18 protein-coding genes and 2 pseudogenes are annotated in these 19,625 nt (G+C 57.4%); 9 read left to right on the top strand and 11 right to left on the bottom strand.

Annotated elements, in window-relative coordinates:
* Position 1 precedes the first annotated feature (1 nt).
* From J7U39_RS27915 to J7U39_RS27885, 7 genes and pseudogenes are all read left to right on the top strand, one after another.
* Positions 2–1,042, top strand: a complete 1,041-nt coding sequence (locus tag J7U39_RS27915) for a branched-chain amino acid ABC transporter permease (RefSeq protein ID WP_168301791.1) — start codon at positions 2–4, stop codon at positions 1,040–1,042.
* A gap of 100 nt (positions 1,043–1,142) precedes the next feature.
* Complete coding sequence (locus J7U39_RS27910; protein WP_210633206.1) at positions 1,143–2,477, top strand: ABC transporter substrate-binding protein; 1,335 nt, start codon at positions 1,143–1,145, stop codon at positions 2,475–2,477.
* A gap of 120 nt (positions 2,478–2,597) precedes the next feature.
* A complete protein-coding gene (locus J7U39_RS27905) occupies positions 2,598–3,380 on the top strand; it encodes an ABC transporter ATP-binding protein (RefSeq protein ID WP_131702639.1) in 783 nt (260 codons plus the stop codon).
* Positions 3,381–3,403: 23 nt separating this feature from the next.
* Positions 3,404–4,651, top strand: coding sequence for an SfnB family sulfur acquisition oxidoreductase (locus tag J7U39_RS27900; protein WP_168301790.1), 1,248 nt, complete (start codon positions 3,404–3,406; stop codon positions 4,649–4,651).
* A gap of 286 nt (positions 4,652–4,937) precedes the next feature.
* Positions 4,938–5,792, top strand: coding sequence for a calcium-binding protein (locus J7U39_RS27895; RefSeq protein WP_168263630.1), 855 nt, complete (start codon positions 4,938–4,940; stop codon positions 5,790–5,792).
* 161 nt (positions 5,793–5,953) lie between these two features.
* Positions 5,954–6,412: pseudogene (locus J7U39_RS32005) on the top strand (IS21 family transposase); the annotation flags it as partial.
* A 1-nt stretch (position 6,413) separates the two neighbouring features.
* A pseudogene (locus J7U39_RS27885) lies at positions 6,414–6,768 on the top strand (ATP-binding protein); the annotation flags it as partial.
* Between the two features lie 62 nt (positions 6,769–6,830).
* Here J7U39_RS27885 and J7U39_RS32000 read toward each other — a convergent pair.
* The 9 genes from J7U39_RS32000 to J7U39_RS27840 form a co-directional block, all read right to left on the bottom strand.
* On the bottom strand, positions 6,831–7,121 hold the full coding sequence (locus J7U39_RS32000) for a transposase (RefSeq protein ID WP_231285528.1): 291 nt from the start codon (positions 7,119–7,121) through the stop codon (positions 6,831–6,833).
* Positions 7,122–7,466: 345 nt separating this feature from the next.
* Complete coding sequence (locus J7U39_RS27875) at positions 7,467–8,915, bottom strand: efflux transporter outer membrane subunit (RefSeq protein WP_210633205.1); 1,449 nt, start codon at positions 8,913–8,915, stop codon at positions 7,467–7,469.
* Between the two features lie 167 nt (positions 8,916–9,082).
* On the bottom strand, positions 9,083–9,568 hold the full coding sequence (locus J7U39_RS27870) for a MaoC family dehydratase (protein ID WP_168301788.1): 486 nt from the start codon (positions 9,566–9,568) through the stop codon (positions 9,083–9,085).
* Between the two features lie 77 nt (positions 9,569–9,645).
* The gene (glmS, locus tag J7U39_RS27865; protein ID WP_168301787.1) at positions 9,646–11,472 is read right to left on the bottom strand and encodes a glutamine--fructose-6-phosphate transaminase (isomerizing); all 1,827 of its coding nucleotides are present in this window, start codon (positions 11,470–11,472) and stop codon (positions 9,646–9,648) included.
* A gap of 779 nt (positions 11,473–12,251) precedes the next feature.
* Complete coding sequence (gene nodL / locus J7U39_RS27860; protein WP_168301786.1) at positions 12,252–12,824, bottom strand: nodulation O-acetyltransferase NodL; 573 nt, start codon at positions 12,822–12,824, stop codon at positions 12,252–12,254.
* Between the two features lie 675 nt (positions 12,825–13,499).
* Positions 13,500–13,904 (bottom strand): hypothetical protein, encoded by a 405-nt coding sequence (locus J7U39_RS27855; protein ID WP_210633204.1) that lies wholly within the window; start codon positions 13,902–13,904, stop codon positions 13,500–13,502.
* A gap of 66 nt (positions 13,905–13,970) precedes the next feature.
* On the bottom strand, positions 13,971–14,690 hold the full coding sequence (locus tag J7U39_RS27850) for a hypothetical protein (RefSeq protein WP_168336816.1): 720 nt from the start codon (positions 14,688–14,690) through the stop codon (positions 13,971–13,973).
* Between the two features lie 121 nt (positions 14,691–14,811).
* On the bottom strand, positions 14,812–15,483 hold the full coding sequence (locus J7U39_RS27845; RefSeq protein ID WP_064649264.1) for a hypothetical protein: 672 nt from the start codon (positions 15,481–15,483) through the stop codon (positions 14,812–14,814).
* 179 nt (positions 15,484–15,662) lie between these two features.
* Positions 15,663–16,013, bottom strand: a complete 351-nt coding sequence (locus tag J7U39_RS27840) for a helix-turn-helix domain-containing protein (protein ID WP_131702677.1) — start codon at positions 16,011–16,013, stop codon at positions 15,663–15,665.
* 178 nt (positions 16,014–16,191) lie between these two features.
* On the opposite strand from J7U39_RS27840, the gene J7U39_RS27835 reads away from it, so the two are divergent.
* On the top strand, positions 16,192–16,830 hold the full coding sequence (locus tag J7U39_RS27835; RefSeq protein ID WP_168277474.1) for an acyl-homoserine-lactone synthase: 639 nt from the start codon (positions 16,192–16,194) through the stop codon (positions 16,828–16,830).
* A 152-nt stretch (positions 16,831–16,982) separates the two neighbouring features.
* Positions 16,983–17,717 (top strand): LuxR family transcriptional regulator, encoded by a 735-nt coding sequence (locus tag J7U39_RS27830; protein WP_168277475.1) that lies wholly within the window; start codon positions 16,983–16,985, stop codon positions 17,715–17,717.
* 311 nt (positions 17,718–18,028) lie between these two features.
* Here the strand turns inward: J7U39_RS27830 and J7U39_RS27825 are convergent, their stop codons facing one another.
* Positions 18,029–19,240: a beta-ketoacyl-[acyl-carrier-protein] synthase family protein gene (locus J7U39_RS27825; protein WP_168257384.1), complete on the bottom strand. Its 1,212-nt coding sequence runs from the start codon at positions 19,238–19,240 to the stop codon at positions 18,029–18,031.
* A complete protein-coding gene (locus J7U39_RS27820; RefSeq protein ID WP_168260025.1) occupies positions 19,241–19,519 on the bottom strand; it encodes an acyl carrier protein in 279 nt (92 codons plus the stop codon).
* Between the last annotated feature and the right edge of the window lie 106 nt (positions 19,520–19,625).

Genomic DNA, 19,625 nt, shown 5'->3' with positions numbered 1-19,625 from the left:
GATGTCCACGATCACTTGCGATCTGCCGGCCTACCGGTTCCCCGCCCGCTGGGCGACGCCGTTGGCTTGGCTTGCCATTGCCTATGTCATTGTGCCGCTTCTCGGGTCAGACTACCTGTTCGAGGCTATCCTGCTGCCGTTCATGGCCCTCAGCCTCGCCGGCTTGGGGCTCAATATCCTGACGGGCTATGCCGGGCAGGTGTCGTTGGGGAGTGCTGCCTTCATGGCTGTCGGCGCGTTCGCGGCGTTCAATTTCAATCTTCGCGTCGACGGTCTGCCTTTGATCGTCAGTATGGTACTTGCTGGTTTCGCTGCGGCCGGCGTCGGCTTGGTGTTCGGCGTTCCCAGCCTGCGCCTCAAGGGCTTTTACCTCGCGGTATCGACGCTTGCAGCGCAGTTTTTCGTGCAGTGGGCACTGACCAAATTTAGCTGGTTTTCGAATGAGTCCGCATCCGGCGTTATCGATGCGCCTCAGCTTTCGGCTTTCGGTCTTGTTTTCGATGGGCCCGTCGGACGATACTATTTCGCGCTGACGGTGGTCGCCGTTCTCACTTTGCTGGCCCATCGGTTGGTGAATTCGCAGACCGGCCGCAATTTCATTGCCGTGCGCGACAACGAGACAGCGGCGCGGATCATCGGCGTGCCGGTGCTGAAAACCAAGCTTCTGGCCTTCGCAATCTCCTCCTTCATCATCGGCATCGCCGGAGTCCTGTGGGCGTTCGCCTATTTGCGCACGGTCGAGCCCGCCGGTTTCAATCTTGACCGGTCGTTCCAGGTCTTGTTCATCGTCATCATCGGGGGGCTTGCATCGATCCGCGGTGCTTTTTTCGGAGCGGCGCTGATCGTTGTGTTTCCCCTAGTCCTGTCCCGGCTTGGCTCCTTCCTGCTCGGAAACATCTTCAATTCAGGCGTGTTGGATATGAGTCAGCGCATCGTGCTCGGCGCGCTCATCATCCTCTTTCTGGTCCTCGAACCGGATGGGCTTGTCGCCCTTTGGGATCGGGTCCGAAAACGAATCCGTGCCGCCATCGTGCAGTCCTGATCGAAACGGAGCCATCAAGGCTCTCGAAATGCTACCAGCCCTCATCAGATCAACCCGGACCGGCGCCTTGCCCCGGTCGATACCCGGAGTATGTCCAAAAATGACGATCCTTGCCAAATTCAAGATTGCGGCTCTTGCCGCCGGCCTCGCCTTCACGGTGGCCCTGCCGATGGCCCATGCGGACGAACAATATTTCCCGCTTCAGAGCTATCGCGTCGGCCCCTATGCTGCCGGCGGCACCGGCTTCTTCGGTGGCTTCATCGATTATCTGAACCTGATCAACACGCGCGACGGCGGCGTGGGTGGCGTCAAGCTAACATGGTCGGAAGCTGAGACGCAGTACGAGGTCGAGCGTGGCGTCGAGGCCTATGAGCGCCTGAAGAGCAACCCGAACGTCGCTGCCTGGAACCCGCTTTCCGTGGGCATTGCCTATGCGATGATCGATCGCATCACCGCCGACAAGGTCCCGTTGATCACCATCAACCATGGCCGCACGGATTCGACCGACGGCCGCGTTTTCCCTTATGTCTTCCCGCTGCTGCTCAACCCGTACAGCGAAACTTCCGGCATCGTGAACTACATCGCCGGCAAGGAAGGCGGTATCGAAAACCTCAAGGGTAAGAAGCTCGTCGTTCTCTATCATGGCTCGCCTTATGGCAAGGAAACGATCCCGATCTACGAACTGTTGGCGAAGAAATACGCCTTTGAACTACAGCAGATCGAGGTTCCGCATCCGGGGAACGAGCAGCAGTCGCAATGGCTCACGATCCGCCGCGCCAAGCCAGACTTCGTCATCCTACGCGGTTGGGGCGTGATGAACCCGGTCGCGCTGAAAACCGCAGCCAAGGTTGGCTTCCCGGCAGATCATATTATCGGAAACGTCTGGTCCAATTCAGAAGAAGACGTCATCCCCGCTGGTGATGCCGCCAAGGGCTATACGGCAATCACCACGCAGGCATCTGGCACAAAATACCCGGTCGTTCAGGAGATCGTCAAAGCGCTCTACGACTCCGGCAAGGGCAACCTCGAAGACAAGAAGCGTATCGGGTCAGTTTATCATAACCTCGGTATCGTCAACGGCATCCTCAATGTCGAGGCAATCCGTATCGCGCAGGAGAAGTTCGGCAAGCGGACGCTCACGGGCGACGAGGTCCGCTGGGGTTTTGAACACCTACAACTCAACCCGGCGCGTGTCGAGGCGCTCGGCGCCAAGAGCCTGTTCCACTCGATCAACGTTACCTGGGATAATCATGAGGGCAACGGCTACGTGACTTTCCAACAGTGGGACGGGAAGAAGTGGAACGTTGTCTCTGACTGGATTGCACCGGACTGGGCACTGTTGCGGGCGATCATCGAGAAGTCCTCGGAAGCCTACGCGACCGAGAAGGGCATCAAGCTTCGTACCGCGGCAGACGCCGAAACGGCGACCAACTAATCCCTTCAAGCCGCGCCTGATAACGGGCGAGGCTTGAAGAACCGGGCGCGAGGATGGTGCCTCCCTCTCCAACCTCGCGCCTTCTCTCAATCCGACCTTTTAAGGCAAGAGGACACTGTCATGGCTCTGGAAACCACTCTGCTTGCGGTCGATGATCTGAAGGCAACGTACAATCACGCCATCACCGCACTCGACGGCGTCGGTTTCCATCTGGCGCGTGGTGAAATTCTGGCGCTCCTTGGCGCCAACGGCGCGGGAAAGACGACGACGCTCAAGGCGTTGTCCAATCTGCTTCCAGCCGAACGTGGGCAAGTCGTTTCCGGCAGCATCCGCTTCGACGGGCTCGATGTCCTGCGCACAAGCCCTGCTGCACTGGTGCGTGCCGGTCTCGTGCAGGTGCTTGAGGGCCGCCATTGCTTCCGCAGCCTGACGGTCGAGGAAAACCTCGTCTCCGGCGGGCTTGGCCGCAGCGGCACGCGCGCTGAGATCGCCGAGGATATCGAGAAGATCTACGCGCATTTCCCCAGGTTGAAGGAAAAGCGTCGTGCACTTTCCGGCCTGACCTCGGGTGGCGAGCAGCAGATGACGGCGATCGGCCGGGCGCTCATGTCGCGGCCGCGCCTCCTGGTTCTCGACGAACCATCCATGGGACTGGCGCCGCTCATCGTCCAGGACATTTTCCGGAAGCTCCGCCACCTCAATCGCGAAGAAGGTCTTTCTATCCTTGTGGCGGAGCAGAATTCCGCCGTCGCTCTGAAATATGCGGATCGCGCCATCATTCTCGAAAACGGCGCCACGGTGCTGACCGGTGACGCACAGGATCTGCGCGGGCGCGACGACATCAAGTCTTTCTACCTCGGCCAGAGAGCCGTGGCTCCCTCCATCCCCGCCGTTGTCGGCTAACACGATCCAAGAGGAGAAACACCGTGACCCATCCTACCATAAATACCGAAAATGCCGCAAAGGCCGTGCCACCTGTTCCACGCCCGTCGCAGCCCGCCCACATTATCAAGACTGACGCCGAAGCGATTGCCATCGCCAAGGCACTCGCGGCAGAGTTCGTCAAGGGATCGGCAGCACGCGATCGCGACCGCATCTGGCCGGTCAAGGAACTGGACGCGTTTTCGCAAAGCGGGCTTTGGTCTATCAACGTGCCGAAGGCCTTCGGCGGTCCCGAGGTCTCTTATGCGACGCTTGCGAAGGTCATCGAGATCATCTCGGCGGCCGATTCATCCATCGGACAAATCGCGCAAAACCACCTGGGTGTGGTCGCCGCCATCCGCACGGTGTCAGACGAAGACCAACAGAAGCTGCTCTTCGCGGAAGTGTTGAAAGGAACGCGCTTCGGCAATGCCTTCTCCGAATTTGGATCCAAGCGTGCGGTCGACTTCGAAACAAAATTCGTTGATGCCGGAGATCATGTCGTGGTCAACGGCCAGAAATTCTACTCGTCAGGAGCGCTGCTCGCGCATCTGGTGCCAATCGTGGCACTGGATGACGAGGGCAGGGCCTGGTACGCAATTGCCGAGCGCGGTGCCCCGGGTCTGACTGTCATCGACGACTGGTCCTCCTTTGGCCAGCGTACCACGCTGTCGGGCACGGTACTGCTTAACAACGTCAAAGTGTCGAAGACGCATCTCGTGCCTGGCTACAAAGGGTATGAAGTGCCGACTGCGGACGGAGCGATCTTCCAGATTATCCAAGTGGCTGTCGATACCGGCATCGCGCAGGCCGCGATTGACGAGACCGTCAGTTTTGTGCGCACCAAGAGCCGCGCCTGGGTGGATTCCGGCGTCGACAACGCTTGGGACGATCCGTACACAATCCAGGCGATCGGGGACTTGACGCTAAGGCTTCATGCGGCGCAGGCGCTGCTTGAAAAGGCAGGTTATGCCATTGACCGAGCGATCCTCGACCCGAACGCGGGAACCGTTGCGGAAGCCCAGATCGTTACCGCCGAAGCCAAGATCCTCTCCACTGAGATCGCGATCGCGGCCGCCAACAAGTTGTTCGAACTGGCAGGAACGCGCTCGACCCTTGCAGAGCACGGGCTTGATCGCCACTGGCGCAACGCCCGCACCCATACTCTGCACGACCCCGTCCGCTGGAAGTATGCCATTTTGGGTAAGTATTTCCTGAACGGCGAGAAGCCACCGCTCCACGCCTGGAGCTGAGGTTTTCGATCTGCAAAGCACCCTGAGATCAGGTGCTCTGCAGATTTGTCTCCAGCGTATACGAGGGAAGAAGTTGTGGCCTTCGTCAACGGCCGCCGATCGTCATAGCCCCCAGTCGTTTTCATATCTGCCGGCCAACTACGAAGGGCGTGCCGTGCGGCCGAGATAAACATTTTCGCATCCGTCATTCAAATAGGTCATATCAAAACAATGGATTTCACTAATTCGCTCTTGGAAAAGATAAGGGGCACAGGCGGCACCCGTTGCCTCATAAGGAGTATTTGAGATGATGATCAAAGGCACTGATAACAGCCCCTTTATTAACGGATCCGATGACAACGACACAATCTATGCACGCGAGCTCAATGACTGGATCAAAGCCGGCGGCGGCGATGATTGGGTTTGGGCTCAAGCCGGCCACGACGTGATCTTTGCCGGTGACGGCCATGACATTGTCTATGCGGGGGATGGCTCAGACACAATCCATGCTGGTGATGGTGACGACCTCCTGTATAGTGACGGCTCATTCAAAGCCTTCAACCCCTTCGAAGTGCGCCGCGTAATACCACATAGCGGCGAGAGCGACGACAGGCTCGACGCCGGTAAGGGAAGGGATACCCTGGTGGCCGGCGACGGCGCAGATGTTCTGACTGGCGGCGAAGACGGCGACGCCTTCGTGTTTCGGTTCCACGATCCTATGGTTGGAACAACGCACTGGTATACGACTGTGACGGATTTCGACCCGAAGCAAGACCGTTTTGTCATGGACGCCGGTGACTTCGGCAAAGGGGATCTGTTTGGCGCAAATTTCATCAACCACTCGAAGGGTTTCCCAGGCGAATTTGTGGACACCTTCTACAATGGCGAGGCCGCGAAAGCGCACGGTCAGCACGTCGTGGTAATCACGGATCGAGGGTTCACGTCTGGCTCTGCCGCCGCGACCGCTATTCACGACGAAGTCCCCGGTGACATCATTGTCTACCATGACGAAAAAACTCTCGGTCAAGATGGCAAAACTCACGGTGCGACACTAGCCTATGTCGATTCTGCGAACCACGCGCATGCCTTCGCTCATGTCGACAATCTGCACGACATGTCGGATCTTACCTCGCTTACGGCGGAAAATTTCGGCTTCATTTAATTCGAAGATCCGAGGAGCGTTCCACCCTTGGGGCGCCTCTCTTTCCCAACGTGGCGCAGGGAACTGAAAATAGAAACGACGTGATTTATTGATCGACTGCACCAGTAAAGGTACGCCATTGAAACAAGTTCTCGTCGCCGATGACGACGCCGCCATGCGCCACCTGCATCCTGGGGCGGTTGCGCAAGCTGACTTTCTTCTCGCTGGCTGAGGCTAATGCCGCTATTGGCACTTGATCGCATCAACGATCACCTCATGCGTCGATTGGGTGTTACCCGGCGGCAAGTATTTGAACGTGTCGAACGTGCTGCGCTCGCTAGCCTCCCGGGTGAAACTACGAATTCGCCGAATGGCGTCTGGTCCGTGTCTCGACCGATTATCACGTCGAGTTCAAAAGCTTCTTTTATTCCGTCCCCCATGCCCTCATTCGCCAGCAGGTCGATCTTAGAGCAACGGCGCGCACCATCGAGATCTTTTACCGCGGCAAGCGCATCGCCGTCCATCAGCGCCGCTATGGCGGCTGTCGTCATGGAACCGACCCAGATCACATGCCCAGTTCCCACCGGCGATACGCTGAGTGGATACCAGATCGCTTTGGGCGCTGGGGCGCATCCATCGGTCAAAGCATGCCGCGAGGATTTCTCCGTTGCATACCACCGCGTTCCCCGGCTGTTCGCCACGCTCGCGCTTGCAAGGGGTGACGGGCGATACGGCAGAATCCCCAAATCTATCGCCAAGACCGACCTGCTGATCCTCGATGACTGGGGACCGGAAAAACTCAGCGATGATCAGCGCCGCGATCTTCTCGAGATCATCGAAGACCGCTACGAGCGTCGCTCGACGATCGTCACAAGCCAGGTGCCCCTGGATCGCTGGTGGGAAATTATTTCAAACCCAACGCCGCCGATGCGATACTGGATCGCCTCGTTCACAACGCCGAGGCATCGATATCATTGGCGAAAGTATGCGCAAACAGCGTTCACCGATGGCGCTTGAAACACAGCAAAGCTTGACCTGGCACAAAACCCGATCCAAACATCAAACAGACCCAGGATCAGCCCGAAAAATGGCCGGCTTCAAATCGGAATCGGTGGCCGGTTTCATCGGAATACGCACCCAATGCAACATCTGAAGATCGACCTGATCGGCTTGCTTAATGCCAACGAAGCGCATCGTCGGTCGCCTTGCAGCTTCTGCGATCGCCGCAGCATCGATGATGTCATTCTTGTTCGATTTTACATAGACTTCACTGCGCCGGGATGATGCGGACGGAATGCCCCATCGTCTGCAACTTGGCGCAAGCCATTGGGAACCCGGACGGGATTCCATTCCGACAAGCGTTCTGTTCGCTCGTTCGAAGAACTGCAGTAGCGTCTCGCGCCGGAACTATCCAGGCCGACCACGTGGAAGAGGTTCTTTCCGATATCGATGCCGAAGACGGCGCATTGGCGCAGTTGGTTGCGATCCATAATTTCAGCCCTCCTTTGCCCACCTCCGTTATGCTCTCGGGAGACAGGGCGGACCATCCCATTAGCTCTAAGCCCTGCTCGTAAGCGGGAGGTGGTGAAGGGCATGTGCCGCGATTGGACGACCTCCCGGCCGGCGCCAATACAACTCAGGCGCTGGCGCGCTAATGACTTGATCAGGTTAAACCATCCCGCATCCAGCGCTCGGCTATTGCGAATGTGCGGATTGGATGTTTGCATTTGCGGCTGCAACCGTCGAGGCCTCCCTGGGTGACGCGACTTTGGGAGCCGCAAAACCACCGCGGATTGCTACATTCAACCGCACGTGATCCTTGGCCAGTTGTTGGATCGCCGCAGCGAGGCTCGCCTGAGCGCTGGACACCTGCCTTTGCGCTTCGAGAACATCGAGGAGAGAAGAGGCGCCATCCGTGTACGAGGCCGTCGAAAGCTTCAGTGCTTCTTCGATCGTTTCTACTTGCCTGCGACGTGAGTTCTCTGTGTGAACGTCGCGTCGGACGGCTGTCAAAGCGTCCTCGACTTCCTGCACAGCTGTCAGGACGGTTAATTTCCAGCTTATGTAGGCTGCTGCGGCGTCCGATTTAGAAGTCTCCACGTTTGCCCGCAAACGGCCGCCGTCCAGAATTGGGAGGTCGAGGCTCGGCCCGAAGGACCATTTCAAGATACCCCCGTGACGGCCGCGCTGCTTGGTATAGGAAGGGGTGATCGAGCCGGAGAGCGTTATCGCGGGGTAAAGCTGTGCTTCCGCCACGCCGATCTGTGCAGTCGCGGCGGCGAGATCCCGTTCAGCCTGGCGAATATCGAATCGATTGCGAATAAGATCGGCGGGAATGCCGGCATTGATCTTTCCGCGATAGACCGGCTGCCCTTCACTTTTCTGCAGTTGCTTGATCACTGTTTCCGACGGCAAAGCGAGGAGGGCCGCAATGTGATGCGCCGACACGCGAAAATTCAGTTCTAGCCTTGGTATTTCGGCAATCGTCGATCGGACAAGTCCTTCGGCTTGCAAGACATCCAGCCGGGAAGCCGCTCCCGCTTCGACTTGAAAATTCGTGAAATCGTAGGTCTCCTGGCGGGACTTCAGGTTCGCTCGGGAAATCGAGACGCGCTGCTGGTAGTACCGGGCGTCGATGTAGGAGGAAACAAGATCTTTGATTAGAGCTAGCTTTGCGGCGTCGACAGCCGCATGCGCAGAATCAAGAGAAGCCAGTGCGCTTTCAGTGCTGCGCCGGTACTGACCGAATACGTCCAGCAGCCAAGTCAACGATAGTTGCACGCTGGAGATATTCTGTGTGCTCGTGACATCTCCCCCTTTGCCGATCTCGCCGCTTGTCGTGTGTGATGCCTTGGGAAGGCCCCCGGCGCCAGCGATGGTGACGTCCGCGGCGGCGGCATTAACCCTTTCGAGCGCCTGCTGAACACTGAGGTTCTCATCCAGGCCGGAGGCAACGTACTGGTCGAGCGTACGATCTGAAAACGAATCCCACCACGCCGACACCGCAACATCGCCGGCGCTCTGTTTTGCACCCTCGGAAAACTTCTCCGGTAAAGGCGTTTCCGGCGGTGCATGGTCGGGCCCGAGCATGCAAGATGACAAAAGTAGCGGCAACACCGCAGCGGCCAGACGGAACGAATGCAATCAATCAGCCTCTATTCCAGCGAAATTCAACTCAAACCCGTTTCTCCTGCCCGAAGGATGATGCCAGCGCGCAATTACCGACGCAGCAGATCGAGAATTCCGGCGTGACACTACAAAATCCCGTGCAGCCAAAACAACAAGTCAACACCCGCTGGCGCGAGCTGGCGTCAAATCCCTTTAGGCCTGTCGTTCGGATCAAACTGAATGATAGTGATCCAATTAGCAGTGAGTGCCGGTCGGTTCTCGTTCTCGATCTCGACCGTCACCTCGTAAGTGGTCACCAGCATGCTTGCGCCGCGAAATTGACATTCAGAGAGAACGAAGCGACCGCGCACACGGCTGCCGGTCTTAACCGGTGACATGAAACGTACCCGGTCTAAGCCGTAGTTAAGACCCATGGTCTGCTCACGGATCCTTGGCATGCCGCTAAAGTTCATCGCCGACAGAAGCGAGAGTGTCAAGAAGCCATGAGCGATAGTGCCACCAAACGGGCTTTCGACTGCCGCGCGTTCCGGGTGCACGTGGATGAATTGATGATCGCGTGTCGCGTCGGCAAAGAGATCGATTGTAGTTTGATCAACGGTGATCCATTCGGATTTGCCGAGCTCCTGGCCAATTCGCGACGGCACGTCGGCGAGCGAAAGTTCGTGCATACAACCTCACTTATTTGATGTCTGATCTAGTCGTGGATTTTGCCGGAGGCGAGTTGCGATCTAGCCAATCGTTACAATCATTCGACTGTGACTGATTTAGCGAGATTCCGCGGCTGGTCCACATCTGCCCCCATGACGACCGCCGTATGATACGCAAGAAGCTGCAGCGGCAGAGAAAAGATCATCGGCGCGATAATCTCCTCAACATCGGGTAATACGATAGTGTGCATGGTGGGGAGTTTCGACATCGAAGCTCCCGTTTCGTCGGTGATCAGAATGATGCGGCCGCCGCGGGCGGCCACTTCCTGCATGTTGGAGACAGTCTTATCGAAGAATCGGTCATGTGGCGCGATAACGATGACTGGCATATTTTCATCGATCAGTGCGATCGGACCGTGTTTTAATTCTCCTGCTGCATAACCTTCTGCATGGATATAGGAGACCTCCTTGAGCTTCAGCGCACCTTCCATAGCCAATGGGAAACTCGTGCCGCGACCGAGATAGAGCACGTCGCGGTAATTCGACAATTCCCGTGACAAGAGCTCGATCTTCGGCTTGATGTCGTTCAGCACCTGTCGCATAACGCCCGGCAACGTCGCCAAACTTTGGACGAGCACTTGTTCCTCGTCGTCCGTGATTGCGCCCCGCGCCTTGCCCGCGCCGATGGCTAGCGCAGCGAGAACAGCAAGCTGGCATGTGAATGCCTTGGTAGAAGCAACGCCGATCTCTGGCCCGGCGAGGATCGGAAAGATGGCATCTGCCTCGCGGGCAATTGTTGATTCTGGGGTATTGACGACAGCACCAATTCTCAGACCTTGTGCTTTGCAATAACGCAGCGATGCAAGCGTGTCAGCCGTCTCACCAGATTGAGAGATGAAGAGCGCTGCCGATCGCGGCGACAACGGGATTTCGCGGTAACGGAATTCAGAGGCGACATCAATTTCCACCATTAACCGTGCGTAGCGCTCGAACCAATATTTGCCAATCAGTCCGGCAAGATATGCCGTGCCGCAGGCGGAGATCGCGAGGCTCTCAACTCTGGCGAAATCGATGTCGGTTGAAGTGACTGTGACATGACTATCGTTGACATTGATGTAGTGCCCAAGAGCACCGGCGATGACCTCGGATTGCTCGTAGATTTCCTTCTCCATAAAGTGCCGGTGATTGCCCTTGCAGACCAGGTCGGCGGTAGCAACCGATCTGTGCCGCGGGCGCGTAACGACTTTGCCTTCGATATCGAAAACTTGGACACTCGCTTTGCCTATAACAGCCCAGTCGCCATCTTGCAGATAAGTGATGTCATTGGTGAACGGAGCAAGAGCGATCGCGTCGGAGCCTAGAAACATCTCACCGTCGCCATGGCCTATCACTAATGGTGGCCCATTGCGCGCCACCATAATGCTTGCGGGATCCTCCTCAAACAGAATGGCAAGCGCGAAGGCGCCCTTGACGCACTTCAGCATGGCTTGCATTGCCTCGAGACATCCCATGCCATCCCGACGGAACTTTGTCAGGAGATGCGCAATCACCTCGGTGTCCGTGTCGGTCTGGAACTTGGCCCCTACCTTCGCCAATCCGTCCTTTAGCTCGGAGAAATTTTCAATGATGCCGTTATGAACAACGGCTACGCCATCGGCAAAGTGCGGGTGTGCGTTGCATTCTGTCGGTGCGCCATGGGTCGCCCATCGTGTGTGGGCGATGCCAACAGTGCCGCTCAGGGGTTCTTTTTTCAATCTCGTTTTAAGGTTCCCGAGCTTGCCTTTTGCGCGGCGTCGGCGCAATTCTCCCTCGAATATCGTAGCAATGCCTGATGAATCATATCCGCGGTATTCCAGCCGCTCCAAGGCTGCTACCAGCCGCTCCGACACGGGCTTATGTCCCACTATGCCAACAATCCCACACATGCTCGTCACCCGTGTCCAAGAGCCCCCGACCGGTAGTCAGGAAGGCGGACGCCGCTCGGCGCGTGTCCTCCAGCGCGTGCTAATAAATCTAAACAGATTAGTAAAATTGATTGTTGCGATAGCTATCATCCACAATATGAATGCGGCGCACTCAGTAGGATCGATTGACGCTGTACGCAGCCAATGATGCCTTCTCCACAGTGTCGACTGATAAGCTACGCCCGGGTGTTGGGCGCCTACCTCTGAAGATGTTCCTGGCAACAGCGATTGGTACTTGCCGGCGACATAACGCCAGCGGATGTCTATTCGAAACGAGCAATTGTCATTCATCGAGCGCACGGACTGCATGCACGCGGCCGTTCGTACCTCATAAATCGGAAGAGAACCAGCATCTCCTTGAAAACACCAGTCGATCTAGATTCTACAGGTTGGTTTCGGGCACCGATGGGAAGGAGGCTTTGGCATGGGACGAACGAAGGCTATCTTCGGGCGGTCTCCCAGGAAAAGGTCACATGGCCGCGTGTGTCGGCAGTAGATGGTGCCTCGAGTTTTCGACTGGACAGCCGGATCCTGACGCTGGAACCCGGCGGTTCGGTGCGATGTGCAGCCGGTCGTATCAAACGCGATCAGTAATCACATAGCACGACTGCCCGACCGCATTTGCAAAGAGAACTGCGTCAGAGTGCCGATGGTCGCACGGGCCATGGCGACCCAAAATCTTCGTTCGCACAAGCAACGAGACTACCTCTTACCACCAGATTTTCGCCCGACGCCTACTTTTATGATGGCGGCAGGCGTCCACCGACTCTGACCCGAGCAGGATTTCCCATGGCCGTGCATCCTGCAGGGACATCTCGCGTGACCACGCTACCAGCGCCAATGACAGCGTGATCGCCGATCGTCACGCCCGGGAGAATGATCGCTCCACCGCCAATCCAGGCGTTTCTGCCGATGCTGACAGGTCGTCCCAACTGCAGTCCGGCCTGGCGCTGCTCGGGATCATGTGGATGGTCCGCGGTATAAATCTGCACAGCAGGCCCAATTGCGGTTCCGTCACCGATAGTCACCGTTGCCACGTCAAGAATGACGCAGTTGAAATTGATGTAAACCCAAGCTCCGATCCGAATGTTGAACCCGTAGTCGCAGTGAAACGGAGGGCGAATAGCCGCTCCAAGCCCCACCGTTCCCAATCGTTCCGACAGAAGCGCATGCCACCGCTCGGCGGGGTCGCCCAGCGTGTCATTGTACCGTTTCAGCCAAGCCCCGGTGAGGAGCAGCTCGGCTTGGATCTCAGGATCCGCTGCGTTATACATCTCGCCTGCGAGCATCTTTTCTTTTTGGCTGCGTGTCATCGTCTCTTCTCAGATCTTGTTCGAGGAGTGGTCGGTCATTGCGCTCAAATTCACCTGGTTGCCGGCAGAGCGCACAGAGGAGTTAACAGCAATCTTTCGCCTTTTCGCGGCTGATTCGAAAGTCATCTGCTCAAGCGCGGCAAATCCTGCAGATAGGCAGACCGGGAGCGACCTTCGCATTCACCGGCTGGGGGAGGGCACAATAAGATGTGTCTATTTAGCTTGGCAGATTCCGAACACAGCGGCAAGCGCATAGGCAGACCAGGGCTGACTAAGAGACCTTCATTAGGACTTTTACTCAAATCACTGCCCAGCTTCCCGAAGGGTTTATTTTATCCCAGCTCTATGGGCCGTCCGCCGTGCTCGATGCCGGCGGGAATGCAAATCGTCAGCGTCTTGGCGGGGCGCGGCATGACGAAGGGTGGTTCACCGACGGAGGCCGCTATCGCGGCCGCCGTCAATAGAATCCTTGGAACCGGAAAGATTACCGCTGGCCAGTGCCTATGAACTGCTCATTAGCTGTAGTTTCTTTCACCCACCGATTGCTTCTTAGCGTGCAGAATTGGGTCGCCAGGGTGACAAGCGCGCGACAGCGGGCGGAGGTGGATATTCCACTTTCCGCCTCACCTTCGCGCAAGACCGGACGAGAACTGTTGGATGTGGAAAATTCACCCCTTACTGGCAGGCGGTCAGGCCCCCCGGATTTCGAATGGCAGTAAAACCGACGCCATCGATCGTGTTGTCGTCGCGGGCAATGAAGCAGTAATTGTCATCGGCGGGGGGAGCGGCGACGATGCAGGAGTTGGCCCCACCCGGTATGACAAAGGTGTCGGCTCCGACGATCGCAAAGACGGAGGCCGTTCCGTTCGGATGGGGCACCGGCTGCTTGGTGAAGAGGATCGCGTCGTTCGGCGGTGCGACCGCAATGGGCTGATAGTTCCGGCAATCGGACGAAAAAACGAGTTGTGCGGCGGCAGGCAGCGCTGTTGCGAGGATAGAGACGATGGAAATGGCAAGCCCGGCAGCAATTCTATTGCGACGCGCTGTTTGGCCAGCGAATTTCGACGTGATACGTAACATTGCTATATTCCTTTCGTTTCAAGGGTTGGCTTGTTCAAGCGTCAGTGATGATCCGGATCTCTGGGTCTATGGTCCTCCTGTCGCCGAAAAGGTTCCGTCGGCTTTGTAAGTCACGGTGTAGGTCGCGTAACCGGTCGTGAAATCGCAGCATGCCGAGTTGCTCTCGTCATAAGTCACGGTGCTTCCGACCGGCTGGTAGCCCATCTTCACGAAAAAGATTTGCTTAGGTATGCAGTTCATGACGGCGTTAGGGACAGGAGCGACGAAGCTCGAGAGTATGATCGCTTGATTGTCGTTCAGTGCAACGACGCCACAATAGAGTTCGGGACGCGGCAACGGCGTGTAGGAAGGCACGTTTATGCCAAACCCTCCGATCGCAACTCCGGCTTGATTGGCTGGCGCGGAAAGTCCAAGCGGATCGAGCGTCAAGGTCGTGCAATTGTCCGGCGAACCGTCGACCGTGGTGAGCGTAACCGGTCGGAACGCCGAGCTGCTGCCGACCACGGATAGCGTGGCGGCATTGAGCGAGAGAAGCGCGATAAGCTGCGAGGGCGACGCCGCCTGTTTGGTGCTGAGGGCACCTGCATAGACCTGACTGTCCAAACCGAAATTGATCTGCGCTCCCGAACTTGCGTAATTGCCGATGCTTTGGCAGCCGAGACTGCCGCTGAGGATGGGACCATGGCTCGGCAGCAACGGAAATGCCGCCTGCTTCTGGAAAACATAGAAATATTGCGTCGTCTGCGAGAAGTTCCGAACGATGATCTGGTAGGACGAACTGGTCATGGCGCGTGACAATCCCCTCTGAGATCAAGCCTGTCCGTCGCCCGGCGGGCGGCGGCAACGCGCGGATGGTGCGCATGCAGGTGAAGAGGGGACGGTTCTTCACCTGCATGGCTGCCAAGGTTTACTGGAGCTGCGTCGTCCAGGTGCCGTCAGATTTCAGGCTGACGTTGCAGACGGAATAGCCGCCGGTGAAGTCGGAAAGCGCCGCGTTCACGCTCGACTGCGTGAAGTTCATCACGACACCTGGCGTGTAGGCGCCGGTCTGGACATAATATTTCAGGATCGGCTGGCAATCGGTATTGCTGGCCGGGTTTGCCTGCACGAAGTTGGAGAGCACGATGCCGCCATTGACGGCAACCGCTGAGCCGACATTGAAGTAGGGCGGCGAGTTGAAAACCGGCGTGGTGATGCGGAATGCGCCAGGCTGTACACCTTCCCCGTAGATTGGCGAGGATAGTCCGAGCGGATTGACCGTTGCAGTCGTCCAGTCGTTCGGTTTACCGCTGCCACCCGAACTCGGAGCAAGATCAATGGCGCGGCTGGCTGACGAGTAGCCAGATGATGCGCCAATTTGCGGCGGTGTATTTGCCTGCTGGATGCCGGCATAGTATTGCAGGTTGACCTGGAAGGTCAGGATCGCGCCGGTGTTGTCGTAGTTGCCGAGCGATTGCGAGAAAAGGCTGTTCGAATAGACTTGCCCGCCGCCGGTATAAATTGCCGGTTGCTGGAAGAAGTAGAAGTTTTGCGTCTGGGATTCGTAGTTTTTCACGTTGATGGTCAACATTGTTGACATGTCGGCAACCCTTCTGCGTTGATTGTGAAAACAAGGGTCTTCGCGTCGGCGAGGGCAGGGTGGGCTAGCCTTCCTGCCGGTCCCGTCAATGAAACCCTAATTAGAAAGATCGTTGATGCTGCTCATTTAAGCAACCTAGAGCTGTTGAGCGCAAGTTAAAAAACCGTTCAGAATTGTGCTTAGCGTAAGGCGTGTTCCGGAGGGATGGATTCGAGCAGCCCAATAAGATTGGACTGAGCCGCCGCAGATCGGCCGCGTAGCGCCATTACCCACAGCAATTCCGTGGCGGAGATCGCGCTGTTCCTATGCCCGTCCATGGTCCCTCGCCCCAAGAGCAGCCAATCGAGGGAAACATCCAGCAGGCGCGCGAGAGCGCAGGCGCTTTCCAGGGACGTATGGCCGCCATTTTGCCAGCGCGAAACGGCCGCGACTGATACATTCAGTTCGGCTGCAAGAGCGTGTACTTTCCGGAACTTGCCCCGAGATATCGCTTCTCGAATGCGTTTGCCGCGGGCTGGATCGTAGGTCACGAACGATTCTTCCTTGGTTGCGTTGAAGTGGCAGCCACAGCGAGCTTGAGATCGATCAAGCTTCGGAAATGCCTGTGAAAATGAAAGGTAAGTCGAAGCGCCGGTCAATCTGGTGAAATATCCATATTGCTCGAGGTCGGCCCCTGTTGTGAAACATCGACGATCAGGAGGAACGGATATGTTGCGGATACTCACCAAAGACATGCTCGAGACCGATCGACGTGCATTCGATGCAATGTTTCGGGCTCGCGCCGTCGTTTTTCGCGATCGGCTGGGATGGCAGGTCGATGTCCGGGATCAATGGGAGAGGGACCGATATGATGAGGTCGAAGATCCCGTATATCTCGTCACTCAACGACCTTCGGGCACACTGACAGGTTCGCTACGCCTGCTGCCGACCACTGGCGCGACGATGCTCAAAAGCGAGTTTCGGCATTTCTTCGATCAGCCTATCGACGTCGACAGCCCGACGACCTGGGAATGTACCCGCTTCTGCGTTCACCCATCTGCCGGACACATCGCGCAATCGCGCGCAGTCGCCACCGAACTGCTCTCAGGGCTTTGCGATCTTGCCCTCGGCGCCGGTATCGAAAACATCGTCGGCGTCTATGATGGGGCGATGGTCGGGGTGTATCGCAGGCTCGGCTGGAGGCCGACGCCCCTTGCCCGATCACTGCCCGAGATCGGCAAACTGTATGTCGGCCTGTGGGACGTGACTGCAGATAACTGTCGGACACTTCGCACCAACCTAGCCCGACTTCTCAATCAAACCTCTTCCTGTCCTGGCAGGGCCCTTGTCTATGGTGGCATGCGGTAAGGCCAGTCGCCGTCCCGCCGCCCACAGTGTCGTCAGTTCCTTAACCTGTTCTTCACATCGCGCCATGGTTGCTATAAAATGTCCTTTTCTCGCTAACCGCGAAATGTTACGATTACCCCAGTCAGGAAAACACACAACCGCGAGTCCATCTCATGCTGAGCAGTTCTCGTTTTTTCTACAGTTTGGACCGGATCTCCGCATCGCCGACGTTGGAAGATCTGGAAACGACGCTGGACGAAGTCCGCCACATCTATGCGATATCGCACATGGTTCTGCATGTGACCCGCTCCTCGGGCGCAGCGGCCAACAATCCATTGCTGATGCTGACCTACCCGCCCGAATGGGTGAAGCAATATCTTGCCCGGGATTACTTCAGCATCGATCCCGTCGTGCGGCTCGGACAGCGCGGCTTTCTGCCCGTGGAATGGTCCGCGTCAAAATGGGATTCAGGGCGGGCTCACGACTTCTTTAAGGAGGCGATGGCCTTCGGTATCGGGCAGCAAGGCGTGACACTGCCGGTGCGTGGGCCTCACGGGGAGCGATCGCTGTTTACGATCACCTCCAATCAGCCCGCCTCCTACTGGCGTCGGTTCCGCATGGACAGCATGCGCGACCTCCAGTTTCTCGCCCACCATCTCCACGACAGGGCCATGGTTCTGTCGGGCCTGAGAAAAACTGCGGGTTTTCCGCAATTGTCGCGCCGCGAACTGCAATGTCTCGATATGACGGCCAGCGGCCTAATGGCAAAGCAGATCTGCGCCCGCTTGTCCATTTCGGTAAGTGCGGTGCAGCTCTATCTTGCGTCGGCACGCCGAAAGCTGACCGTCGCCACAACCAGTGAAGCTGTCGCCAAAGCCACGGCGCTCGAATTGATATCAGCGTGGTGATCGCTTTCTCCGATGACCACGAAGGCCGCAAAGTCACCGTAAAGGTTCATCAATGCCAACAAGCAGCGGTGCCGAGCCCACTTCGTCAGACGTGTGTGCTCGCTGATGCCGGAAAGAGCGGGCGACGGGCTGCATCCCTCTCATCCCACAGCCTTTGCCCCGAGACGGCGGAGTAGCATGGTTTGCGCGGAGGAAAATTTGAGATGCGAGAGTATCCGAGGAATTAGAGCGAGACTATTTGACAGGATTGCGGTGCCTGCTTCAAGCATGTGCCGCTGGCCTTACAAGGGTTAGTCGTGACGATCTTCACTTCATTGCACCTGCTTGAACGCAAGGACAGCATTCATGCCGCCCATGGCGAAGGCGTTGCTCATGGCCACGCCCACCCTGCGCTCCCGGGGCACATTTGGCGTGATGTCCAGATCACAATCGGGGTCTGGTTCGCGATAGTTCGCCGTGGGCGGCACGACACCTTCTTGGATCGCCATCACGCAGGCTATCATTTCGAGCGCACTTGCTGCCCCGAGGCAGTGCGCGTGAGTGGATTTGGTGGAAGAGATGGACATCGATCGAGCATGGTCACCAAAGACGCGCTTAATCGCCGTCGTTTCGATCTGATCGTTGGCCTTGGTGCCGGTGCCATGGGCGTTGAGGTAGTCTACATCCTCGGCATTTAAACCCGCATCAACAAGGCAGGCGCGCATCGCCGCCTCCGGCCCATGCACAGCTGGTGCAGCTATGTGGTAGGCATCGGCGGAAAGGCCGATGCCGGCGACCTCGGCAAGCATCGTTGCACCGCGGGCGGCGGCATGCTCATAGCTTTCCAGCACGGCCATGCCCGCACCCTCGCCCAAAACTAGTCCTTTCCTGTCGCCCGAGAATGGCCGGCAAGTATCTGGAGCGAGTACGCGCATTGCTTCCCATGCCTTAAGCACGATCCACACGAGTGGCGCGTCGCTTCCTCCAGCTAGCATAACGTCCGCCCTACCGAGCTTGATCTGATCTACCGCTGAAGCGATCGCATGGTTGGCCGAGGCGCAGGCAGAGGTGGCACCGAAGACTGGCCCCCGCAGCCCGAGGTTCATGCTTACCTGACAGGCAGCCGCGCTAGGCATTGCCTTTACCCCAGTGAATAGCTCAGTGCGAGTCGCGCCGCCCAATAGGAGGGTGCGGTAGGCCTTCTCGGTAGCGTCCCAGCCGCCAAAGCCAACGCCCACTGTCGCGCCGAAACGGTGGGCATTTCCTTCATTGCACGAAAGGCCGGCCTGTAGCATGGCTTGTTTAGCTGCAAGCACGGCTAGCAGGCTGAAGCGGTCCATGGAGATGAGCTGTTTGCGATCAATGTCGTGTTGAGGCAGCACCTTGATCTCGGTCCCGATCATCCCCTTCAGCTCATGAATCTCTGAGTTTGAGATCGGGCCGATGGCGGAGCGGCCTTCGCGCATCTCCGTCCAGATAGAGGAAGCATCGGTGCCCAGTCCGCACAGTCCGCCCAATCCGGTGATAACGACGCGCCTGTCCATTCAGACCTCCTTGGTGAGCAAGCCACGGACGGCTTCCACCACGTCGCCGATATTGTTGAGGTTCGACCAGGCATCGGCCGTATTCATCTCGATCTTAATGCCGTAGAGCTGCTCCAGATCCCAAAGGACATCGGCCAAACCCAGCGAATCGATGCCAAGTGAAGTCAACTCAGTGTCAGTCGTTATTTCGCCGAGGGCTACGGTCGTTCTTTCGCCGTTTTCAGCTTTGACGAGCTTATTGATCGCACTGATAATTTCCAGTGTGAGTTGATCAGCCATTTGTATTCCTCTCCATCATGCCTAATTTCGACGAGCCGACGGCCTTGCGAGAAGGCTCGATCTAATTGCTGCCAACATCGGAAGATGTTCCGGCTCGTCTGCGAAG

It is taken from the genome of Rhizobium sp. NLR16a, assembly GCF_017948245.1.
Lineage (GTDB): Bacteria > Pseudomonadota > Alphaproteobacteria > Rhizobiales > Rhizobiaceae > Rhizobium.
This window is presented reverse-complemented; position numbering and strand designations above follow the sequence as displayed.

Coding starts and splice junctions, on each gene's coding strand:
- J7U39_RS27870 (WP_168301788.1), bottom strand. CDS start 9,568: ATGCACGAACTTTCGCTCGCCGACGTGCCGTCGCGAATTGGCCAGGAG.
- J7U39_RS27845 (WP_064649264.1), bottom strand. CDS start 15,483: ATGTCAACAATGTTGACCATCAACGTGAAAAACTACGAATCCCAGACG.
- J7U39_RS27850 (WP_168336816.1), bottom strand. CDS start 14,690: ATGACCAGTTCGTCCTACCAGATCATCGTTCGGAACTTCTCGCAGACG.
- glmS (WP_168301787.1), bottom strand. CDS start 11,472: ATGTGTGGGATTGTTGGCATAGTGGGACATAAGCCCGTGTCGGAGCGG.
- J7U39_RS27820 (WP_168260025.1), bottom strand. CDS start 19,519: ATGGCTGATCAACTCACACTGGAAATTATCAGTGCGATCAATAAGCTC.
- J7U39_RS27905 (WP_131702639.1), top strand. CDS start 2,598: ATGGCTCTGGAAACCACTCTGCTTGCGGTCGATGATCTGAAGGCAACG.
- J7U39_RS27895 (WP_168263630.1), top strand. CDS start 4,938: ATGATGATCAAAGGCACTGATAACAGCCCCTTTATTAACGGATCCGAT.
- J7U39_RS27910 (WP_210633206.1), top strand. CDS start 1,143: ATGACGATCCTTGCCAAATTCAAGATTGCGGCTCTTGCCGCCGGCCTC.
- J7U39_RS27830 (WP_168277475.1), top strand. CDS start 16,983: ATGCTGAGCAGTTCTCGTTTTTTCTACAGTTTGGACCGGATCTCCGCA.
- J7U39_RS27915 (WP_168301791.1), top strand. CDS start 2: ATGTCCACGATCACTTGCGATCTGCCGGCCTACCGGTTCCCCGCCCGC.
- J7U39_RS32000 (WP_231285528.1), bottom strand. CDS start 7,121: ATGGAATCCCGTCCGGGTTCCCAATGGCTTGCGCCAAGTTGCAGACGA.
- J7U39_RS27855 (WP_210633204.1), bottom strand. CDS start 13,904: ATGTTACGTATCACGTCGAAATTCGCTGGCCAAACAGCGCGTCGCAAT.
- J7U39_RS27835 (WP_168277474.1), top strand. CDS start 16,192: ATGTTGCGGATACTCACCAAAGACATGCTCGAGACCGATCGACGTGCA.
- J7U39_RS27825 (WP_168257384.1), bottom strand. CDS start 19,240: ATGGACAGGCGCGTCGTTATCACCGGATTGGGCGGACTGTGCGGACTG.
- nodL (WP_168301786.1), bottom strand. CDS start 12,824: ATGACACGCAGCCAAAAAGAAAAGATGCTCGCAGGCGAGATGTATAAC.